This is a genomic window from Halegenticoccus tardaugens (assembly GCF_004116405.1).
Classification (GTDB): domain Archaea; phylum Halobacteriota; class Halobacteria; order Halobacteriales; family Haloferacaceae; genus Halegenticoccus; species Halegenticoccus tardaugens.
The window spans coordinates 22,641-39,549 of record NZ_SDIC01000012.1; the positions used below are offsets into that span (position 1 = coordinate 22,641).

General features: G+C 68.0%; 20 protein-coding genes. 13 read left to right on the plus strand and 7 right to left on the minus strand.

All coding sequences use genetic code 11. The features are described 5' to 3' along the window. Window positions 1-60 precede the first annotated feature (60 nt). Together C3L37_RS25490 and C3L37_RS23285 are read right to left on the minus strand one after the other, a co-directional pair. Window positions 61-183 (minus strand): hypothetical protein, encoded by a 123-nt coding sequence (locus C3L37_RS25490; RefSeq protein ID WP_267195360.1) that lies wholly within the window; start codon window positions 181-183, stop codon window positions 61-63. A 240-nt stretch (window positions 184-423) separates the two neighbouring features. After that, window positions 424-1,512: an NAD(P)/FAD-dependent oxidoreductase gene (locus tag C3L37_RS23285; RefSeq protein WP_129116932.1), complete on the minus strand. Its 1,089-nt coding sequence runs from the start codon at window positions 1,510-1,512 to the stop codon at window positions 424-426. A 144-nt stretch (window positions 1,513-1,656) separates the two neighbouring features. Here C3L37_RS23285 and C3L37_RS23290 point away from each other — a divergent pair, with 144 nt between their 5' ends. The 3 genes from C3L37_RS23290 to C3L37_RS23300 all read left to right on the plus strand — a co-directional run bounded on the left by C3L37_RS23290 (window position 1,657) and on the right by C3L37_RS23300 (window position 2,737). Next, window positions 1,657-1,941 carry a DUF357 domain-containing protein gene (locus C3L37_RS23290; protein WP_129116933.1) on the plus strand — a complete coding sequence of 95 codons (285 nt, stop codon included), beginning with the start codon at window positions 1,657-1,659 and terminating at the stop codon, window positions 1,939-1,941. A gap of 139 nt (window positions 1,942-2,080) precedes the next feature. Further along, window positions 2,081-2,356 carry an ArsR/SmtB family transcription factor gene (locus C3L37_RS23295; protein ID WP_129116934.1) on the plus strand — a complete coding sequence of 92 codons (276 nt, stop codon included), beginning with the start codon at window positions 2,081-2,083 and terminating at the stop codon, window positions 2,354-2,356. A 75-nt stretch (window positions 2,357-2,431) separates the two neighbouring features. Next, window positions 2,432-2,737 (plus strand): hypothetical protein, encoded by a 306-nt coding sequence (locus C3L37_RS23300; protein WP_129116935.1) that lies wholly within the window; start codon window positions 2,432-2,434, stop codon window positions 2,735-2,737. Between the two features lie 55 nt (window positions 2,738-2,792). Here the strand turns inward: C3L37_RS23300 and cysS are convergent, their stop codons facing one another. From cysS to C3L37_RS23315, 3 genes are all read right to left on the minus strand, one after another. Then, a complete protein-coding gene (gene cysS / locus C3L37_RS23305) occupies window positions 2,793-4,280 on the minus strand; it encodes a cysteine--tRNA ligase (protein WP_129116936.1) in 1,488 nt (495 codons plus the stop codon). A gap of 112 nt (window positions 4,281-4,392) precedes the next feature. Next, the gene (locus C3L37_RS23310; protein ID WP_164974857.1) at window positions 4,393-4,920 is read right to left on the minus strand and encodes a PH domain-containing protein; all 528 of its coding nucleotides are present in this window, start codon (window positions 4,918-4,920) and stop codon (window positions 4,393-4,395) included. A gap of 26 nt (window positions 4,921-4,946) precedes the next feature. Further along, the gene (locus C3L37_RS23315) at window positions 4,947-5,468 is read right to left on the minus strand and encodes a DUF7523 family protein (protein WP_129116938.1); all 522 of its coding nucleotides are present in this window, start codon (window positions 5,466-5,468) and stop codon (window positions 4,947-4,949) included. A gap of 121 nt (window positions 5,469-5,589) precedes the next feature. Between C3L37_RS23315 and C3L37_RS23320 the strand changes: the two genes are divergently transcribed. From C3L37_RS23320 to C3L37_RS23360, 9 genes are all read left to right on the plus strand, one after another. Continuing rightward, window positions 5,590-6,255: a helix-turn-helix domain-containing protein gene (locus tag C3L37_RS23320; protein WP_129116939.1), complete on the plus strand. Its 666-nt coding sequence runs from the start codon at window positions 5,590-5,592 to the stop codon at window positions 6,253-6,255. A gap of 172 nt (window positions 6,256-6,427) precedes the next feature. Continuing rightward, complete coding sequence (locus tag C3L37_RS23325) at window positions 6,428-7,681, plus strand: ABC transporter substrate-binding protein (RefSeq protein ID WP_228546454.1); 1,254 nt, start codon at window positions 6,428-6,430, stop codon at window positions 7,679-7,681. Beyond that, window positions 7,678-8,586: a carbohydrate ABC transporter permease gene (locus C3L37_RS23330; RefSeq protein ID WP_129116941.1), complete on the plus strand. Its 909-nt coding sequence runs from the start codon at window positions 7,678-7,680 to the stop codon at window positions 8,584-8,586. The genes C3L37_RS23325 and C3L37_RS23330 overlap by 4 nt, the downstream gene beginning before the upstream one ends. Then, on the plus strand, window positions 8,586-9,455 hold the full coding sequence (locus C3L37_RS23335) for a carbohydrate ABC transporter permease (RefSeq protein WP_129116942.1): 870 nt from the start codon (window positions 8,586-8,588) through the stop codon (window positions 9,453-9,455). The genes C3L37_RS23330 and C3L37_RS23335 overlap by 1 nt, the downstream gene beginning before the upstream one ends. Window positions 9,456-9,457: 2 nt before the next feature. After that, window positions 9,458-10,588, plus strand: a complete 1,131-nt coding sequence (locus tag C3L37_RS23340; protein WP_129116943.1) for an ABC transporter ATP-binding protein — start codon at window positions 9,458-9,460, stop codon at window positions 10,586-10,588. Next, window positions 10,585-11,775 (plus strand): CaiB/BaiF CoA transferase family protein, encoded by a 1,191-nt coding sequence (locus C3L37_RS23345; RefSeq protein WP_129116944.1) that lies wholly within the window; start codon window positions 10,585-10,587, stop codon window positions 11,773-11,775. Before C3L37_RS23340 ends, C3L37_RS23345 begins: the two co-directional genes overlap by 4 nt. A 101-nt stretch (window positions 11,776-11,876) precedes the next feature. After that, window positions 11,877-12,125: a hypothetical protein gene (locus tag C3L37_RS23350; protein ID WP_129116945.1), complete on the plus strand. Its 249-nt coding sequence runs from the start codon at window positions 11,877-11,879 to the stop codon at window positions 12,123-12,125. A 74-nt stretch (window positions 12,126-12,199) separates the two neighbouring features. After that, window positions 12,200-13,075, plus strand: coding sequence for a CbiX/SirB N-terminal domain-containing protein (locus C3L37_RS23355; protein WP_129116946.1), 876 nt, complete (start codon window positions 12,200-12,202; stop codon window positions 13,073-13,075). Window position 13,076: 1 nt separating this feature from the next. After that, a complete protein-coding gene (locus C3L37_RS23360; protein ID WP_129116947.1) occupies window positions 13,077-14,270 on the plus strand; it encodes a DR2241 family protein in 1,194 nt (397 codons plus the stop codon). Window positions 14,271-14,273: 3 nt separating this feature from the next. Here the strand turns inward: C3L37_RS23360 and C3L37_RS23365 are convergent, their stop codons facing one another. After that, window positions 14,274-14,849: a DUF7524 family protein gene (locus tag C3L37_RS23365; protein WP_129116948.1), complete on the minus strand. Its 576-nt coding sequence runs from the start codon at window positions 14,847-14,849 to the stop codon at window positions 14,274-14,276. Between the two features lie 81 nt (window positions 14,850-14,930). After that, window positions 14,931-15,113, minus strand: a complete 183-nt coding sequence (locus C3L37_RS23370; protein ID WP_129116949.1) for a methytransferase partner Trm112 — start codon at window positions 15,111-15,113, stop codon at window positions 14,931-14,933. A gap of 344 nt (window positions 15,114-15,457) precedes the next feature. Between C3L37_RS23370 and C3L37_RS23375 the strand changes: the two genes are divergently transcribed. Next, window positions 15,458-16,909, plus strand: a complete 1,452-nt coding sequence (locus C3L37_RS23375) for an extracellular solute-binding protein (RefSeq protein ID WP_129116950.1) — start codon at window positions 15,458-15,460, stop codon at window positions 16,907-16,909.

The following is a 16,909-nucleotide window of genomic DNA, read 5'->3' on the forward strand; positions in this document are numbered from 1 at the left end:
GTCGCGTTCGCAGACCGCCCGAAGACGCGACTCCGGCGATCGACCGAGGCCCCGCTCCGGTCAGTTCACGGGGACGAAAACGGTGCTTCCGCAGTTGCCGCACTGCCGCCTGTTGGCCCAGTATTCCCGTCCACAGCTCTTACAGCGCCAGTTCGCGCCGACGATCCGGGTGACGAGACTCATACGCCGGATAGCTTCCGAGCGTATATACGACTGTCGTCGTCGATGACGCGTCCGAGCGCCCCGTCCGTCGTTCTACCGGACGTTCGCGGCTATTCTCGCCCCCGAACCGACGCCGTTCGGTCGTCGTACCTTCGCGGTGACGACCGCTCGGTCGTCTCACCCTCACGGCGTTCGCCGTTCGGTCGTCCCACCTTCGCGGTGACGACCGCTCAGTCGTCCCACCTTCGCGGTGACGACCGCTCAGTCGTCCGACTCCGCCGCTGCGGATTCGCCCGCCTCCGCGCTCGTCCGGTCGAGGGATTCGAGGTACTCGTCGGCGTCGATGGCGGCCTTACAGCCCATGCCGCCCGCGGTCACCGCCTGCTGGTAGTGGTAGTCGACGACGTCGCCCGCGCCGAAGATGCCGGGGACGTCCGTTTCGGTCTGTCCGCCGCCCGCGCCGCCCTTCGTCCGGATGTACCCCTCCGCGTCCATCTCGACGCCGGTGTCGGCGAGATAGTCCGTGTTCGGCGTGTGGCCGATGGCGTAGAACACCGCGCCCGCCTCGAAATCGAACTCCTCGGTCTCGGGGTCGTCGAGCTTCGCCGTCGGGTGGCCCTCGGGGTGGCGTACCATCGTGACGCGGTCGACGCCCTCCTCCTGCGTGCCGTGGATCTCCGTCACCTCCGTGTTCAACAGCAGTTCGATCTCGTCGTCGTCGACCTTCTCCATCACGCGGTCGATCCAGTAGTCCTCGGCGCGGAACTCCTCGCGTCGGTGGACGAGGTACACCTTCGAGGCGAAGCGCGTGAGGAAGGAGGCCTCCTCCATCGCGGCGTCGCCGCCGCCGATCACCACGATCTTCTCGTCGCGGAAGAAGGCCCCGTCGCAGGTCGCACACGTCGAGAGACCGTAGCCCATCATCGTCTCCTCGCCGGGAACGCCGAGCGTTCGGGCGCTCGCGCCCGACGCCGCGATGACCGCGTCGGCCGCGTAGACGTCGCCGTTCGTGAGCTCGACGCGGAACGGGCGTCCGTCGTCCCGAACGGTTTCGAGGACGCCGTTTTCGACCTCCGCGCCGAAGCGCTTCGCCTGGGACTTCATGTCGTTTATGAGCTCCGGACCGGAGATGCCCTCTGGGAAGCCGGGATAGTTGTCCACCTCCGTCGTCAGCGTGAGCTGTCCGCCCGGCTCGTCGCCCTCGAAGACGAGCGGGTCGTTGTTCGACCGCGCGGCGTAGATGGCCGCCGTGAGTCCGGCGATACCCGTGCCGGCGACGATGAGCTTCCGGTGCTCGACGATCCCGTCGCCCGCCTCGGAACCGGCGGCGCTCCGAGCGTTCTCAGTCATATGTCACCGGTTGCGACCGAGCGGGTATTTAACTTGCGCTGTCCCGCGGACGTGCCGCAATTTCGGTCCGCGGCGACCGCCCTCCGGTACCGAACCCGGCGCGACGTCGAAGCGCTTACCCCCCGTCGCGGCGACGGTCGCGACATGGCCGCCGATCTCGAAGAGAAGACCGACCGGTACGGCGAGTTACTCGCCGCCGCGCTCGACGAAGCCGAGGCGGCCGCCCCGCCCGGGACGCCGCTCGGGGGGGCCGCCGCGGAGTGCCGCGAGATGGCCGAATCGTACCTCGACGACGGGCGGCACTTTCGCGAGACCGGCGATCCGGTGAACGCGCTCGCGTCCTTCTCGTACGGGTACGGGTGGCTCGACGCCGGCGTCCGGATGGGACTGTTCGAAATCCCCGAGGGGAGCGACCTGTTCACGACGTGACCGTCGGTCGGTCCGGCCGATCGAACTCGGCGGTCGACCGGCGCGATCGGTTCGCGTCGTCGACGCCGAGAAGCGCGCCGCCGAGAAGCGCAGTTCGACGTCGATGCGCTTAGGTGATTTCGGTCTATTGTACCGATCGATGGAGGCAGTCCTCTGGTACGTGCTGACCGGAACGCGGGGCGGTAAGAACCGCGTTCGGGTGCTGCGGGCGCTCGACGAGCGCCCGCGGAACGCCAACCAGCTCGCCGAGGACCTCGATCTCGACTACAAGACCATCCGCCATCACCTCGACGTGTTGATGGACAACGACATGGTGCAAAACAGCGGCGACGGGTACGGCGCGGTGTATCTCCCGAGCGACCGACTCCGGCACCACTGGGAGATCGTCGAGACGATCACGGAGCAGGTGGACTGAGATGCGCCGAGGGGAGCACACTATGGAGAGATTTGGGAAAGCGTATATGAACGCTCGCGGGAAATGGAGGGTGAGATGAGCGTCTGGTTCGACGTCGCGCGGGTCGCCGCCGGACTGAACGTGCTGTTTCTCCTGACGCTCAGCTACGTCTGGGTTCGCAACTACGCAGAACTCCGCTCGAAGCACACGCTCGGGCTGTTGCTCTTCGCGCTGTTTCTGCTCGCCGAGAACGCCCTCGCGTTCTACTTCTATCTCTTCGATTCGACGCTGTCGGGGTGGTTCGCGACCGAAGTGCCCCGAATCGCCTGGCAGGCGATGATGGCGCTGCACGTCCTCGAAACCGCCGGCATCGCCTTCCTCCTGTGGGTGACGTGGGACTGATCCCGTCGGCGACGGGAGAACGAGTACGACTTCGGGGCACCGGCACTCCGTGCGCTCACAGCCGGTACGTCGGCCCGTCGTCGCCGTCTTCGACCTCGACGCCGAGCGCCGCGAGGGCGTCTCGCAGTTCGTCGGCGCGCTCGTAGTTACCGGCCGCCCGCTCGCGCTCGCGCACGTCGAGCACGAGTTCGACCAGTTCGCCCGCGAGGCGAACGTCGCCCGCCGACGCGCCGTCGGCGAAGGTCAGCCCGAACACGCCGCCGCCGAGTTCGTCGAACGTCTCGATCGTCCGGCGGAGCCCCCGGTAGTCGAACTCGTCGCGGCCGTCGAGGTGGCGGTTCGCCGCGGTCGCGAGTTCGAGGAGCGCCGCCATCGCCTCGCGGACGTTGAAGTCGTCGTTCATCGCCCGCGCGAACTCCCCGCGGGTCTCCTCGACCGCGCCCCGCAGCGTCGCGTCCTCGACCTTGGTTCGGGCGTCGACGCCGTCGCACGCTTCGACCGCCGTCTCGTAGGCGCGTTCGAGCCGTTCCCAGCGCTCTCTCGCCTCCGCCAGCGCGTCCTCGGAGAACGTCTGCTTCGACCCGTAGGCGGTCGAGAGGTAGAACGTCCGGAGGACGTTCGGGCCGAACTCCTCGAGGGCGGCCGAGACGGTGAAGTAGTTGCCGAGGCTGGAGCTCATCTTCTCGCCCGCCGTTTCGAGCAGGCCGGTGTGCAGCCAGTAGCGGGCGAACCGCCGGCCCGTCGCGGCCTCGCTCTGTGCGATCTCGTTTTCGTGGTGCGGGAAGACGAGGTCGTGGCCGCCCACGTGGACGTCGATCGTCTCGTCGAGGTGCGTCATGCTCATCGCGGAGCACTCGATGTGCCAGCCGGGTCGGCCCTCGCCCCACGGCGACTCCCACGTCTCCCCAGACGGCGCGTCGGCGTCGTCGAGCGGCTCGTCGCCCGTGCGGTGCTCCGCGACGTCCGCGGGCGAGACCCCCCCGGCCTTCCACAGCGCGAAATCCGCGGGGTGGCGCTTTTCGCCCCGCTCGTCCGGGTCGCCCTGCGCCTCCATCTCGTCGATCCGCTGGTTCGAGAGCTTCCCGTAGTCGGGAAAGGCCGTGACGTCGAAGTAGACGGAGCCGCCCCCCTCGTAGGCGTAGCCCTTCTCCATCAGCGTCTCGATGAGGTCGACGATCTCCGGGATGTGCTCGGAGACGCGAGGGTACACCTCGGCGCGCCGGAGATTCAGCCCCCGCATGTCGGAGAGGACGGCGGCGACGAAGTGCGCCGCGACCGCCGCCTCCGTCTCGCCGAGGTCGTCCTCGCCGATCCGCGCGACGATCTTCTCGTTCACGTCGGTGAAGTTCTCGACGTGGCGGACGTCGTACCCCTCGTGTTCCAGCCACCGGTGCATCACGTCGGCGTGCACCCAGACGCGCGCGTGACCGAGGTGCGCGTCGTCCGAGACCGTGAGCCCGCAGACGTACAACAGGACCTCGTCTCCGCCCGGCTCGAACTCCTCGCGCTCGCCCGTCAGGGTGTTGGTCACGGACAGCGTCATCACGGTCGGCTAGCAGCGCGAGGACCTAATGCTTGTAGGAATCGACCCGCGGGTGGCGGACCCGTAGCCGAGTCCGACCGGGACGCGCCGGCGCGAGTCGGCGACTCGACGACTACTCGGCCGCCCCGGCCGTGCGCGTCGCTTCGAGCTGATCGCTCAGCACCCGGTTTACGTCCTCCGGGTCCGGAACGTCCTCCAGAACCAGGTCGACGGTCCCCGATCCCGCGGTGAAGAGCGTCAGGTCGCCGAACGAGAGCAGCTGCTGCAGCGTCGACTGGTTGTACGACGTGTTCTGGATGCGGTCGATGCGGAGGCGCGTCACGTCCCGCGTGAGCACCCCGTGCTTGCGGAACACGCCGCGGTTCGTGATCACGTAGTGGGTGGTCGTCCAGCGGAGGTACGCCGCGAGCCCGACGAAGACGAGGACCGCGACGAGCGCGAGCGGGAGGAGCGGCACCCACCACGGGAGGTCCGGGAGCGCGAAGCGCAGGCCGATCGCGACCGCGAACCCGACGAGGGCGAGCGCGACGACCGGCGCGAGGTCCCGCGCGAAGACGTAGGCGCTCGGGCGACCGTGCCAGAGCACGCGCTCGTCGTCGCCGAGCGAGAGCCACTCCGCCGATTCGATCGAGGAGTTCACGGGGGACAGGTAGCCGGAGCGGACGTTTATCGATTTTGTTCGGTCCGTGAGAGGTTCGATCGATCGGGAACGGCGATCAGCACCGCCTCGACGGTTCGAACCGCGGTCGCGCCGTCGCGCCGCCCGACGATCACCGCGAGCGATCCGGCCGCGACGCCCGCGGCCGCGACGTCGACCCCGGCGGTTCGAAGCCGGTCGAGAACCGCCGCGAGCGCCGCCGCGTCGACGTCCCCCGTCGCCACGACGGCGGTCTCCTCGCCCGCGTCCGGTTCGAACCCGATTCCGCCGACGGAGACGAGCGCGTCCGCCGGGTCGTCGACGGCGCCGACGCCGCTTTTCATCGTCACCCTCGCGTCGCGCTCGGCCGTCCGGTACGGCGGGAGGTCGTCGGCGAACCGCCGGAGGGCCGTCGCGACCGCCTCGCGATCGCCGTCGAGGTCGAGAAACGCCGCGGCCGCGGTGTAGTTTACGGCCCCGGCTCGGAGCGCCCGAAGGAGGAACGGGCGTTCGCGGACGGCGCTTCGCGTTTCGGCTGCAAGCGAGGTCATAGTTCGGCCTCTTCGGGTCGCCTCATAACTGTTCTGCGGGGGCCGGTCGCCGTTCGACGATTCCGTTTGGACGGAGGTCTCGGGGGACACATTCATATGAGTTTGATGGTAACGCGTATCAATGCTCAGGGCGACGATCTATCTCGACCTCGATCGTGACTACGTCCTCAGCGAGATCAGCGATCGGAGCGAGCGGCCGTTTCTCGTGACGCAGTGTGAGGTCATCGACGGCGAGTCAATCAAGTTCGTCATCGACGCGGGCGACCACTGCGACGGGATCGAGGGGAGGCTCCGGGCGAGCGAGGCGGTACACGCGGTCGAACGGGTCGGGGAGAAAGAGCTTCTGATCACCAAGCGATCGTCGGGCGCGCTGCCGATAATCCGGAAGAACCACGGGATGTTACAGCGGATGAGCAAGTTCGAAGGAACGACGCGCGTGTTCGACGTCGTGGTGTTCAGGCGGGCGGACCTGAAGGCGATAATCGCGGACCTGCGCGAACTCGGGAGCGTCCACCTCGAGAAACTCAAGCCGTTTTCGACGCCGTCGACGCCGCTTTCGGCGCGACAGGCCGAGGTCCTCTCGCTCGCGCTGGAGGCGGGCTACTACGACTGGCCCCGGCGGACGGACGCGCAGACGCTCGCCGGACGCCTCGGCATCTGCCACTCCACGCTCCTGGAACACCTCCGCAAGGCCGAAAAGAAACTGCTGTCGGAGGCGCTCGCGGACGCTTCGATCGCCGCCTCCCCCAGGTCTGCCGACCGACCTCCGGTCGAAGACGCGCGCTGACCGTCGAACCCGTCGTCCGTCGGGCGTATTTAGTAACCCGACACTCGTGGGGCGTGAAGGTACGTGTGATAATCTATAACAAACGTTGATGGCACACGCGACAGGTTCGACGACGAAACGGCGAACGACGACGCGCCGGCGCTTTCTCCGATCGGCCGGGGGTGCGACGGCGCTGGCGCTCGCCGGTTGTCTCGGCACCGGCGGCGGAGACGGAAGCGGAGGGGGCGACGGTACGACGATCAGGTACCTCTCCGACCGAGGGGACTCTAAGGAGGTGATGGATCAGATCGTCTCCGAGTTCGAAGAGCAGTCCGACTACACGGTGGAGATGATCTACACCGCGAAGGGCACCTCGTCTGATCAGGAGATGCAGAAGATGGTCGCCGCGGGGAACCCGCCGGACGTCATCTTCGACACCTCGACCGACGCCTACCGGCTTCAGCGGGACGAGGTCCTCGCGCCGGTCACGGGGGCCGTCGAGGACAACGACCTCCCGGACCCGGTTTCCGTCGACGACGAGTCGTACTTCGCCGCGGCGATGGTCGAACCGCTCATGGGGTGGTACCGAAGCGACGTGTACGACGAGGACCCCGAAACGTGGGAGAACTGGCTCTCCGAGGCGGAGCGCGTCACCGGGGAGGGCGAGATGAACGGGTACGTGGTCCAGTCCGGGCAGACGAACAACGCGGACACGCAGATGACCCAGTACCTCTGGCAGAACGACGTCGAGATCTATCGGGGCCCCTCCGACGACATCGAGGTGACCGTCGACGAGGGATCGGACCGCGAGGCCGCCGTCGAGACGTTCGAGTGGGTAAAGCGGATGGCCGAGTTCTCGCCGAACGGCAGCGGCTGGGAGTGGGGCGACGCCATCGGCGCGCTCCAGCAGGAGAACGCGGCCGCCATCGTCAGCGTCGGCGGGCTTCCCATCCTGACGATTCAGGGTAACCGGCCGGACCTCGTGGAAACGCTCGAACCGATGCCGTTTCCGGTACCTTCGGGCAAATCGCAGGACCAGTGGTGGGCGTACATGGAGGGCCACCTCGTCAGAAACGACGGCCAGGCGACCGAGGGTGCGCAGGAATTCGTGTCGTTCTTCAACGAGAGCGACCGCTTTTTCGACTTCGTCCTCTCCGCCCCGCTGTTTCAGTTCCCGCCGACCCGCGCGCAGCTCGACAGCGAGGCCGTCGAGAGCAACGAGACGATCCAGCAGTTCCCGGAAGTGATGGAACTCGTCAGGGAACACTGGGACGTGTTCACGTCGGTGCTCGCCACCGGCGACGACGGCGCGCCCAACATCGTCGCCGCGGACGCCTACGGCAACCAGGCGTTCGGACAGGCCGCGGACCAGTTGCTCGTGGGCGGGAAATCGCCCGAGGAGACGGTCGACTGGCTCGGCGGGAAGCTCCGAGAGTTCCAGCGATGAGCGCGGCGGTCGGAACGCGACTCTCCGGCCGGCTCGGCGGTTCGGCGCTGCTTCTCGCCGTCTGCTTTCTCCCCCTCGTCGTGTTCTTCGCGGTGGTCTGGGCCGTGCCCATCCTCTACGCGCTGTGGATGAGCCTGTTTCGGGACCCGACGACCGACCCGACGTTCGTCGGCCTCGGTAACTACGTCGAACTCCTGGCCGCGCCGCCGTTCTGGGGGTTCCTCTGGAACAGCGTCGTCTACGCGGTTTCGACGACCGTTCTCAGCCTGGTGATCGGTCTCGGACTCGCGCTCGTCGTCAACCAGCGGATCCGCGGCGGCGCGGCGCTGCGGACGATGATGATCTTCCCGTACCTCCTGCCGACGCTCGTGGTCATCTTCATGTGGAAGTTCATCCTCGATCCGAACATCGGCGTCCTCAACCAGGTGCTACGGGACGCCGGGCTCGTGGAGGAACCCGTCGCCTTCTTCTCGACGGTGACGTGGGCGATGCCCGCGGTCGTCGTCACGAGCGTCTGGAAGTTCGCTTCGTTTTCGTTTTTCATCCTCCTCGCGCGCCTTCAGGCCATCGACTCGGATCTCTACGAGCGGGCCCGCGTCGAGGGCGCGACGACGTGGCAGGCGTTCCGCGACATCACGCTGCCGCACCTCCGGAGCGCGATCCTCATCATCCTCCTCGTGCGCGGGATCTGGATGTTCAACAAGTTCGATATCATCTACCTGTCGACCCGCGGGGGGCCGCTTCAGAAGACGACGACGCTACCGATCCAGATCTACCAGCTCGCCTTCAACGAGGTGAACTTCGGGCAGGCGACCGCGCTCGCGGGGATCATGTTCGCCCTTCTCGCGGCGGTCGCGGCGGTGTACTTCCGTGCGTTCGCGCCGGAGGAAGAGGTGAGCGTCTGATGGCGACCGCCCCTCGGCGCGCGCCGCGGATTTCCTACCGGAACCAGCGGCGCTTCAAGCGCGTCGCGATCTATCTCACCGCGCTAGTGGTCTCCGTGTTCGTCACCGTTCCCGTCTACCTGATGGTGATCATCGCGATGCAATCGCCGTCGGCGACGTTCGCCGGCGGAAAGGTGAGTCTGGTGCCGACGGAGGCCACGCTGCGAAACTTCCGCGTCCTGCTGGAGACGACGAGCACCGTCCGGTACTTCGTCAACAGCCTCATCGTCACGGCGAGTTCGACGCTCCTCTCGACGTCGATCGCCGTCGCGGCGGGGTACGGGCTCACGCGGTTCGACTTCCGAGGAAAACGCCTCGCCGCCCGGGCCGTGCTCTTCTCGTACATGTTCAGCCCGATCGTGCTCGCCATCCCCCTCTACGTCATCTTCTTCGCCCTCGGGCTGTTGAACAGCTACTTCGCGCTCACGCTCGCGCTGACGGCCATCTCCGCCCCGTTCACCATCTGGCTGATGTGGCAGTACTTCCAGACGGTTCCGATCGCGCTCGAAGAGTCCGCGTGGGTCCGCGGGGCGGGACGCTTTCGGACCCTCCGGGACGTCGTGTTGCCCGTCGCCCGGCCGGGCTACATCTCCGCGGCCATCTTCTCGTTCGCGGTCGCGTGGAACGACTTCACGATGGCCCGCGTGGTGATGAGCCAGGACGAAATGTACACGATCACCGTCGGCGCGAGCCTGTTTCTGGACCGCGTGACGATCGGCTGGGGGGAGACGATGGCGGTCTCGCTTCTCATCTCGATCCCCCCGTTTCTCATCGCGCTGTTCCTCCAGCGGTACCTGCTGCAGGGCTTCAGCGTGGGAGGGCTCGAATAACGATGTCGACAAGCATTCACCTCGAAAACCTGAGAAAGGAGTTTCGCACCCTCGGAAACACCCACGTCGCCGTCGACGACCTCACGCTCGACGTCCCCGACGGGTCCTTTACGACCTTCGTCGGCCCGTCGGGGTGCGGGAAGACGACGACGCTGCGGATGCTCGCCGGGCTGGAGACGCCCACCGCCGGACGCATCGCGTTCGGCGACCGGGACGTGACGGACCTGCCGCCCCAGCGACGGAACGTGGCGATGGTGTTCCAGTCCATCGCCCTCTACCCCCACATGACCGTCCGGGCGAACATCGGGTACGGCCTGAAGGTGAGGGGCGTTCCGAAATCGGAGCGCGACGCGCGCATCGAAGAGGCGGCGGAGACGCTCCAGATCACGGAACAACTGGAGAAGATGCCCGCCGAGCTGTCGGGCGGACAGCAACAGCGCGTCGCCCTCGGCGGGGCGTTCGTGCAGGATCCGGACGTGCTCTTGCTCGACGAGCCGATGAGCGACCTCGACGCGAAGTTGAAATCCGAACTCAGGGTCGAGATCCAGCGGCTCCACCAGGAACTGGAGACGACCATCGTCTACGTCACGCACGACCAGACCGAGGCGATGACGATGAGCGATCAGGTCGTGCTGCTCCGGGAGGGAGAACTCGCGCAGGCCGACCCGCCGCGTCGACTCTTCGACCGGCCGCGCTCCGAGTACGTCGCGCGCTTCATCGGCACGCCGTCGACGAACGTCCTCGACTGTCGGGTCGAACGAAGCGGCTCGACGGCGACGGTCGCGGGCCACGGTTTTCGCATCCCGCTGCCCGCCGACGCGCTGCCGGCGTCCGTCGGCGACGCGGTTCGGCTCGGGATCCGCCCCCAGTTCCTCGCGGTCGACGCCGGCGAGCACCGGTTCGAGGTGACCGTCGAGGTCGTCGAACCGATCGGAATCGAGTCGGTCGTCCACGGGCGGACCGACGACGGGACGCGGATCGACGTCGTCGCGACCGGCCTCGACGCGCTGCGCCCCGGCGACCGGATCGCGGTCGGGTTCGACCGCGAGAACGCGTTCGTCTTCGACGCCGACGGCGAGTCGGCGGTCTTCGGCGACGAACTGGCGGACGACCGGGAGCGGTCGATCCGATGAGCGACGGAGCCGACCTCCCCCTGTCGGGGATCGCGGTGGTCGAACTCGGACACATCGTCGCCGGGCCGTTCTGCGCGCTGCTGCTCGCCGACCTCGGCGCCGACGTGATAAAGGTCGAACACCCCGACGGCGGCGACGCCATCCGCGAATCTAGCCCCCTCGGAAACAGCTCGTTCAACTACGTGAACCGGAACAAACGGAGCGTCACCCTCGATCTCAAATCGGACGCCGGCGCGGCGGTGTTCGGAGAGCTGCTCGCCGACGCCGACGTCCTCGTCGAGAACTTCGCGCCCGGAACCGCGGAGCGACTCGGCATCGGGTACGACGACCTCCGGGAGGCGCACCCCTCGCTCGTCTACTGCTCGATCAAGGGATTCAACCCCGGCCCGTACGAGCGCTATCCGGCGCTCGATCCGGTCGCCGAGGCGCTCTCGGGTCTGATGAGCGTGACCGGCCACCCGGGCCAGCCGCCGGTCCGCAGCGGGACCAGCATCGCCGACATGGCGGCGTCGTTCTACGGCGCGATCGCAGTCCTCGGGGCGCTTCGACGGCGCGACGCGACGGGGGAGGGGGGGAAGGTGACCGCGCCGCTCTTCGAGAGCACCGTCGCGTTGATGGGGTACTGGCTCTCGTTCGCGCAGGCGTACGACGAGACGCCGGGACCGCTCGGTGCGAGCCACCCGAACTGGGCCCCGTACGACGTGTTCCGCACCGACGACGACGAGTGGGTGTTCGTCGGGCCGTCCAGCCAGCGTCAGTGGGTGGCGATGTGCGAGGCGCTCGGCCTCGACCTCCACCGCGACGAGCGTTTCGAGACCCTCGTCGGTCGTCGGGAGCACGCCGAAGCGCTCACCGAACTGCTCCGCGACGCGCTCCGTGGGTTCGACGCGAGAACGCTCGTCGAGACGCTCCGCGAGGCGGGGGTGCCCGTCGCCCCGGTCAACGACGCGGGCGACGTCGCCGCGGACCCGCACCTCGCGGCGACGGACGCGCTCGCGGAGGTGACGACCGCGGAGGGGCGCAGGCGCACCGTCCGCGTCCCCCGGTTTCCGGTCCGCGCCAGCGGGTTCGAGCGCGTCGACTCCGCCGATCCGCCCCGACTCGGCGAACACACGGACGAGGTGCTCGCGTCGCTCGGCTACTCGTCCGAGGAAATCGAGGCGATGCGCGACCGGGGCGCGGTGTAGTGCGCGTTCCCCCGATCGACTGAACTCGATTTCAGTACGCTCCCCGACTGAAATGTAATTCAGATTATATTCATGGCGATAGCGAACGTCCGTCCATCTGTATGAGAGAGCCACCGCACGCTCCCAACCCAGTGTACAGTCCGCGGACGACCGTCGCGGGGACGCTGGTCTTCCTCGCGCTGAACGTCGCCCTCGTGATCGTCGTCTCGGAGCCGCGCGCGGCCGCCGTCGCGTTCGTCGCCGCCGCGGCGGCGTACGGCGTCGCGACGAGGGCGCTCTCGGCGCGTCGACGGGCCGGCGGTCAGCGCACCGTCTGCGTCCCCCGGACGGACATCTGCATCACGGCCTGAGAGGACGGTCGATCCCACCGCCCCGGACCCGTCGAGTCGAAGTCCCTAAGACCGTCCTTTCCCCACTCGTACGTATGCAAGCGCTGGTTATCGTGGCGCACGGGTCGCACCTCAACCCCGATTCGAGCGCGCCGACGCACGACCACGCGGACACGATCCGCGCCGTCGGTGCGTTCGACGAGGTCAAGACCGGCTTCTGGAAGGAGGAGCCCTCCCTCCGCGAGGTGCTTCGGACCGTCGAGAGCGACGAGGCGTACGTCGTCCCCTTCTTCGTCAGCGAGGGCTACTTCACCGAGGAGGTGATCCCGCGCGAACTCCGCCTCGACGGGTGGGACGTCTCCGAGTGGGACTCGGACGGCATCGACGCCGACCACGTCACGCTCTCGGCGACGGACGTGGGCAAGACCGTCCACTACTGCGGCCCGGTCGGCACGCACGAGTCGATGACCGACGTGATCATCCGCCGCGCGGAGTCGGTGACGGACGATCCCGACGTGGGCGAGGGCTTCGGCCTCGCGGTCGTCGGTCACGGCACCGAACGAAACGAGAACAGCGCGAAGGCGATCCACTACCACGCGGCGCGGATCCGCGAGATGGACCGGTTCGACGAGGTCCGCGCCCTCTTCATGGACGAGGAGCCGGAGGTCGACGACGTGACGGACCACTTCGAGGCCGAGGACGTGGTCGTCGTCCCGCTGTTCATCGCCGACGGCTTTCACACGCAGGAGGACATCCCCGAGGACATGGGGATCACGGACGACTACCGCGAGGGGTACGACGTGCCCGCAGAGGTCGACGGCCACCGGATCTGGTACGCCGGCGCGGTCGGCACCGAGGCGCTGATGGCCGACGTGATCCTCGAACGCGCGGCGGACGCGGGCGCGGACATCGGCGAGGCGATCGAGATCGTCCGGGAGCGAACCCGGAGCGCGCCGGCGACGGGGGACTGAGATGGGAACCGACGCGGACGCGGTCGCCGACGTTCGAATCGAGCTCGCGGCCCGGCAGTTCGACGCGCTCCTCGCCGCCGCCGCCGACGGGCCCGGCGTCCAGTTCGACGGCCTGTACGCCCACCGCGGCGCGGAGGACTACGACCGGACCGGCGGTTACACGCTGGGCACGCCCGAGGAGGAGCGGACGAACCTCTCGGAGTCGGCGTTCCACGCCGCGGCGGAGGCCCACGCCGAGTACGTCACCAACTGGTACTTTTGGCACCACGAGGTCGGGGGGGCGCGGCGTCGCGGCGGCGTCGAGGCCGACGCCCCGCGCCACCACCGCCGGGCGTTCCTCCGGTGGGTCGAGGGCGCGCTCGACGGCGACGGGAGCGTTCCGGAGCGCTACGCCGCGCTCCGCGGGGGCGTCTCCCGAGAGTGGGGACAGCTCCGGGTGACGGCGACCCTTGGTTCCGACGGGGGGAGGCGGTACGAACTCCGCCACGTCGACGACGCGGAGACGCCCTCCGCGGATCTCGACGCGTTCTGCGACCCCCTCGCGGCCCGCGAGATCGCCACCTACGACGAGAAGGGGCGGTACCGCCCCCTGAAGACGGCGCCGTCGCTCCGATCCGGGTGGATCATCGAAACCCTCGACCAGCGCGCCGTCGTCGAGGCCGTCGACGCCTTCTACCCCGCGACGATCGCGAACTGGAACCTCGAACGCGCGGGCGAACTCGACGTGAGCCACTGGGCGGAAACCGCGGCGCGCCAGACCGGGATCTACGACGTCGTCGACGAACTCCGCGGGGACGCCGTCGATCGGATCGCCGAGTCGTGCTGCGTCGACTCGCAGTGTCTCAAGCGGCGACAGTGGGACGAGACCGCGGATCGCGAACTCGAACCGGATCGCGGCGAGGGGATCTTTCCCTGTCGAGAGCCGTGTTCGCTCGTGATCGCCGCGGCGCGAACGTGGGCGACGCTCGAACGCGAGGAGCCGCGGACCTACGAGTTCGAACTGACGCCGAGCGAGAAGGAAGGGCTCGAAGCGATCGTCGACGCGGTCGCCGACGGGCGGATCGACGAGATCCGCGAGGCCGACGTGTACGAGGGAGCGAACCGCTACCGGGCGCGATACCTCAGGGCCAAGCGGTTCGACGAGGAGGGGAACCTCTCGGGAGAACCGACGGGACCGGACGGCGGGGAGGAGTGACGGCTACCTCGTGAGGAGAACGAGCGCCGCCAGCACGCCGCCGATGACGACGCCGACGCCGAGAAGCACCGCGGCGCTGTCGACCACCACGCCCACGCCGAGCGCGAGCACGATCGCGAAGATCCCGAATCCGGCGATCGAGAGCGTTCCGACGTCGGCCGTGAGCGTCCGCAGGCGTTCGACGAGCGGTTCCTCGCCCGGTTCCGGTCGCCGCGGGCGGCCGAGGGCCTCGTCCACGTCGACGGGTTCCTTCTCGACGGCGAGCGGTTCGACGGTCACGTCGACGTACGCGACCTCGGCCCCGTAGCCGGTGACGAGTTTGAGCTTTCCGGTCACCGGCTCGCGGACGGCGGCGACGTCGATCTCGACGGAGCGCGTCGAGCCCCGTTCGACGTAGTGGTTGCCGCCTTCGAGGGTCGCGACCTGCGACAACGCGTCGTCGAGGTGAAGGTGGACGTGGACCGACTCGCCGCGGTTGACGAGGTCGACGACGAACGACTCGTCGGTGACGAACCGGTCCGGAACCTCGACGTGGTGGAGCCGCTTTCGGTTCACGTCCACTGTCAGCGAGTCGGGCACGTGTGCCCCGTTGCACCCACCAACGAAAAAGGTTCAGGACCCGACGTTGCGACCGGACCCGATCGCCCACGACGGGCGGGGTCAGTCCCGCATGTCCGGCGGCAGCAGGTTCGGAATGCCGTCCTCGATCGGGTACCGTTCGCCGCACTCGGTGCAGACGAGCGTCCCTTCGAGCACCTCCTCGTCGGTTCGCTCGTCGACCTCGAGTTCGAGGTCGTGTTTGTCCATCGGGCAGCAGACGATGTCCATCAGCGACTCCTTCATTGCCCGACGTGAAGGTCGGACCGCTCAAAAGCGTACGGGTTCGCTTTCAGGGTCGCGTTCGGATGAGGGACGGTCGGCGGCTTCGGTACCGACGACGACGCGTCCGAAAGCGCCTCCTCGCGCTCGCGACCCGCGCTTCGCGCGACCTGCGGGCGTGCGCGCGGGATCTCGCGCCGCGAGCGCTCGGCACCGTCCGGTTTCCCACCCGACGTTCGCCGTTCCCCCTCGCACGCGTGCATCGTCCAAGATTCCGTATCTGTGACGAACGGTGAATGACCGACTGCGCTGTAAATCAAGGTCATCCGACTTGAAATTTATTCGAGAGCGGACCGACGTGTGTAGTGATGGACCGTGGGAACTCACGCGAGTCGGCGCGCAGACGCGTTTCCCGTCGGAGTTTCATGAAGGCGGCCGGAGCGACGGGAGCCGCGGCGGGACTGGCCGGCTGTACCGCGTTCGGGCGGGAGACGGACGCGAACACCGTGCAGTGGCTCGCGGATTCGAACGTGACCGGGGTCGCGGGGGAGGTCCGCCAGGGGCTGTACGATGCGGGTCTCTCGCGGGACGTCTCGCTCGACATCCTCGCCGGCCCGAGCAGCACGAGTTCCCGCCAGCAACAGATCCAGCGGTGGCTCGACGCGAACCTCTCGAATCCGGACCTCATCATGGTGGACAGCGGGTGGGCGATCCCCTTCATCGTCCGGCAACAGTTCCTGAACCTCACCGAGAGCGACGCGTTCCCGGACCGCCTCGTCCGACGGATCGAAAACCGGTACTTCGAAGCGAGCGTTCAGACCGCCGAACACCCGCAGACCGGGGATCTGTACGGCGTGCCGTTGTTCATGGACGTCCCGACGATGCTGTACCGTCGGGACCTGATCGAGGCGGCCGGCTACGATCCGGCCGGCGAAAACTGGGCCACCGAGTCGATCCGCTGGAAGCGATTCGCGCGGGCGGTGCGCGACGTACTCGATCGAAACGGGGACCTCCAGTACGGCTTCACGTTCCAGGCGAGCGCCTACGAGGGACTCTCGTGCTGTGACTTCAACGAGTTCATGTCGTCGTGGGGCGGCGCGTACTTCGGCGGCCGCGACACCCTCTTCGGCCCCGTCGGCCAGCGTCCCGTGACGGTCGACACCCAGCCCGTGATCGACTCGATCCGGATGATCCGGACCTTCATCGGCGGTCCGGACGCGTCCGGCGCGCTCGACGGGTACGCCGGCCCGATCTCCCCGCGAGCGGTGCTCTCGTGGATCGAAGATCCCTCGCTCTCGCCCTTTACCAACGGCAACGCGGTCGCGAACCGCAACTGGCCGTACGCGATCCCCCTCAGCAGAGAATCGCTCGGGGACAGACTCGGCGTGATGCCTCTCCCGTACGCCGTCTCCGAGGGCCAGTCGCGGTATCGGGGGATCGGCGGACCGACCGCGTCGCTCGGCGGGTGGCACGTGGCGATCAATCCGAACACCGAAAAGCTGGACAGGGCCGTGCAGGTCCTCGAAGCGATGACGACGCGCAGCTTCCGGTTCACGCTCCTGGACGCCATCGGGTGGCTCCCGCCGGAGCCGCGACTCTTCCGGTCGCAGGCGGCCCGAGACCTGCTCGGAGACGCCGTCGAACCGCTCCGCGTCGCCGGGGAGAACGCGATCCCCCGGCCGGTGACGGTCGTCTGGCCGCAGGAGTCGACGAAAATCGCACAGATCGTAAACAGCGCGTACGGCGGCGGCGTCGCGCCGGAGCAAGCGATGGCGACGCTGCAGTCGCAGCTCGAAGAGATCGAGAACTACAACGGATAA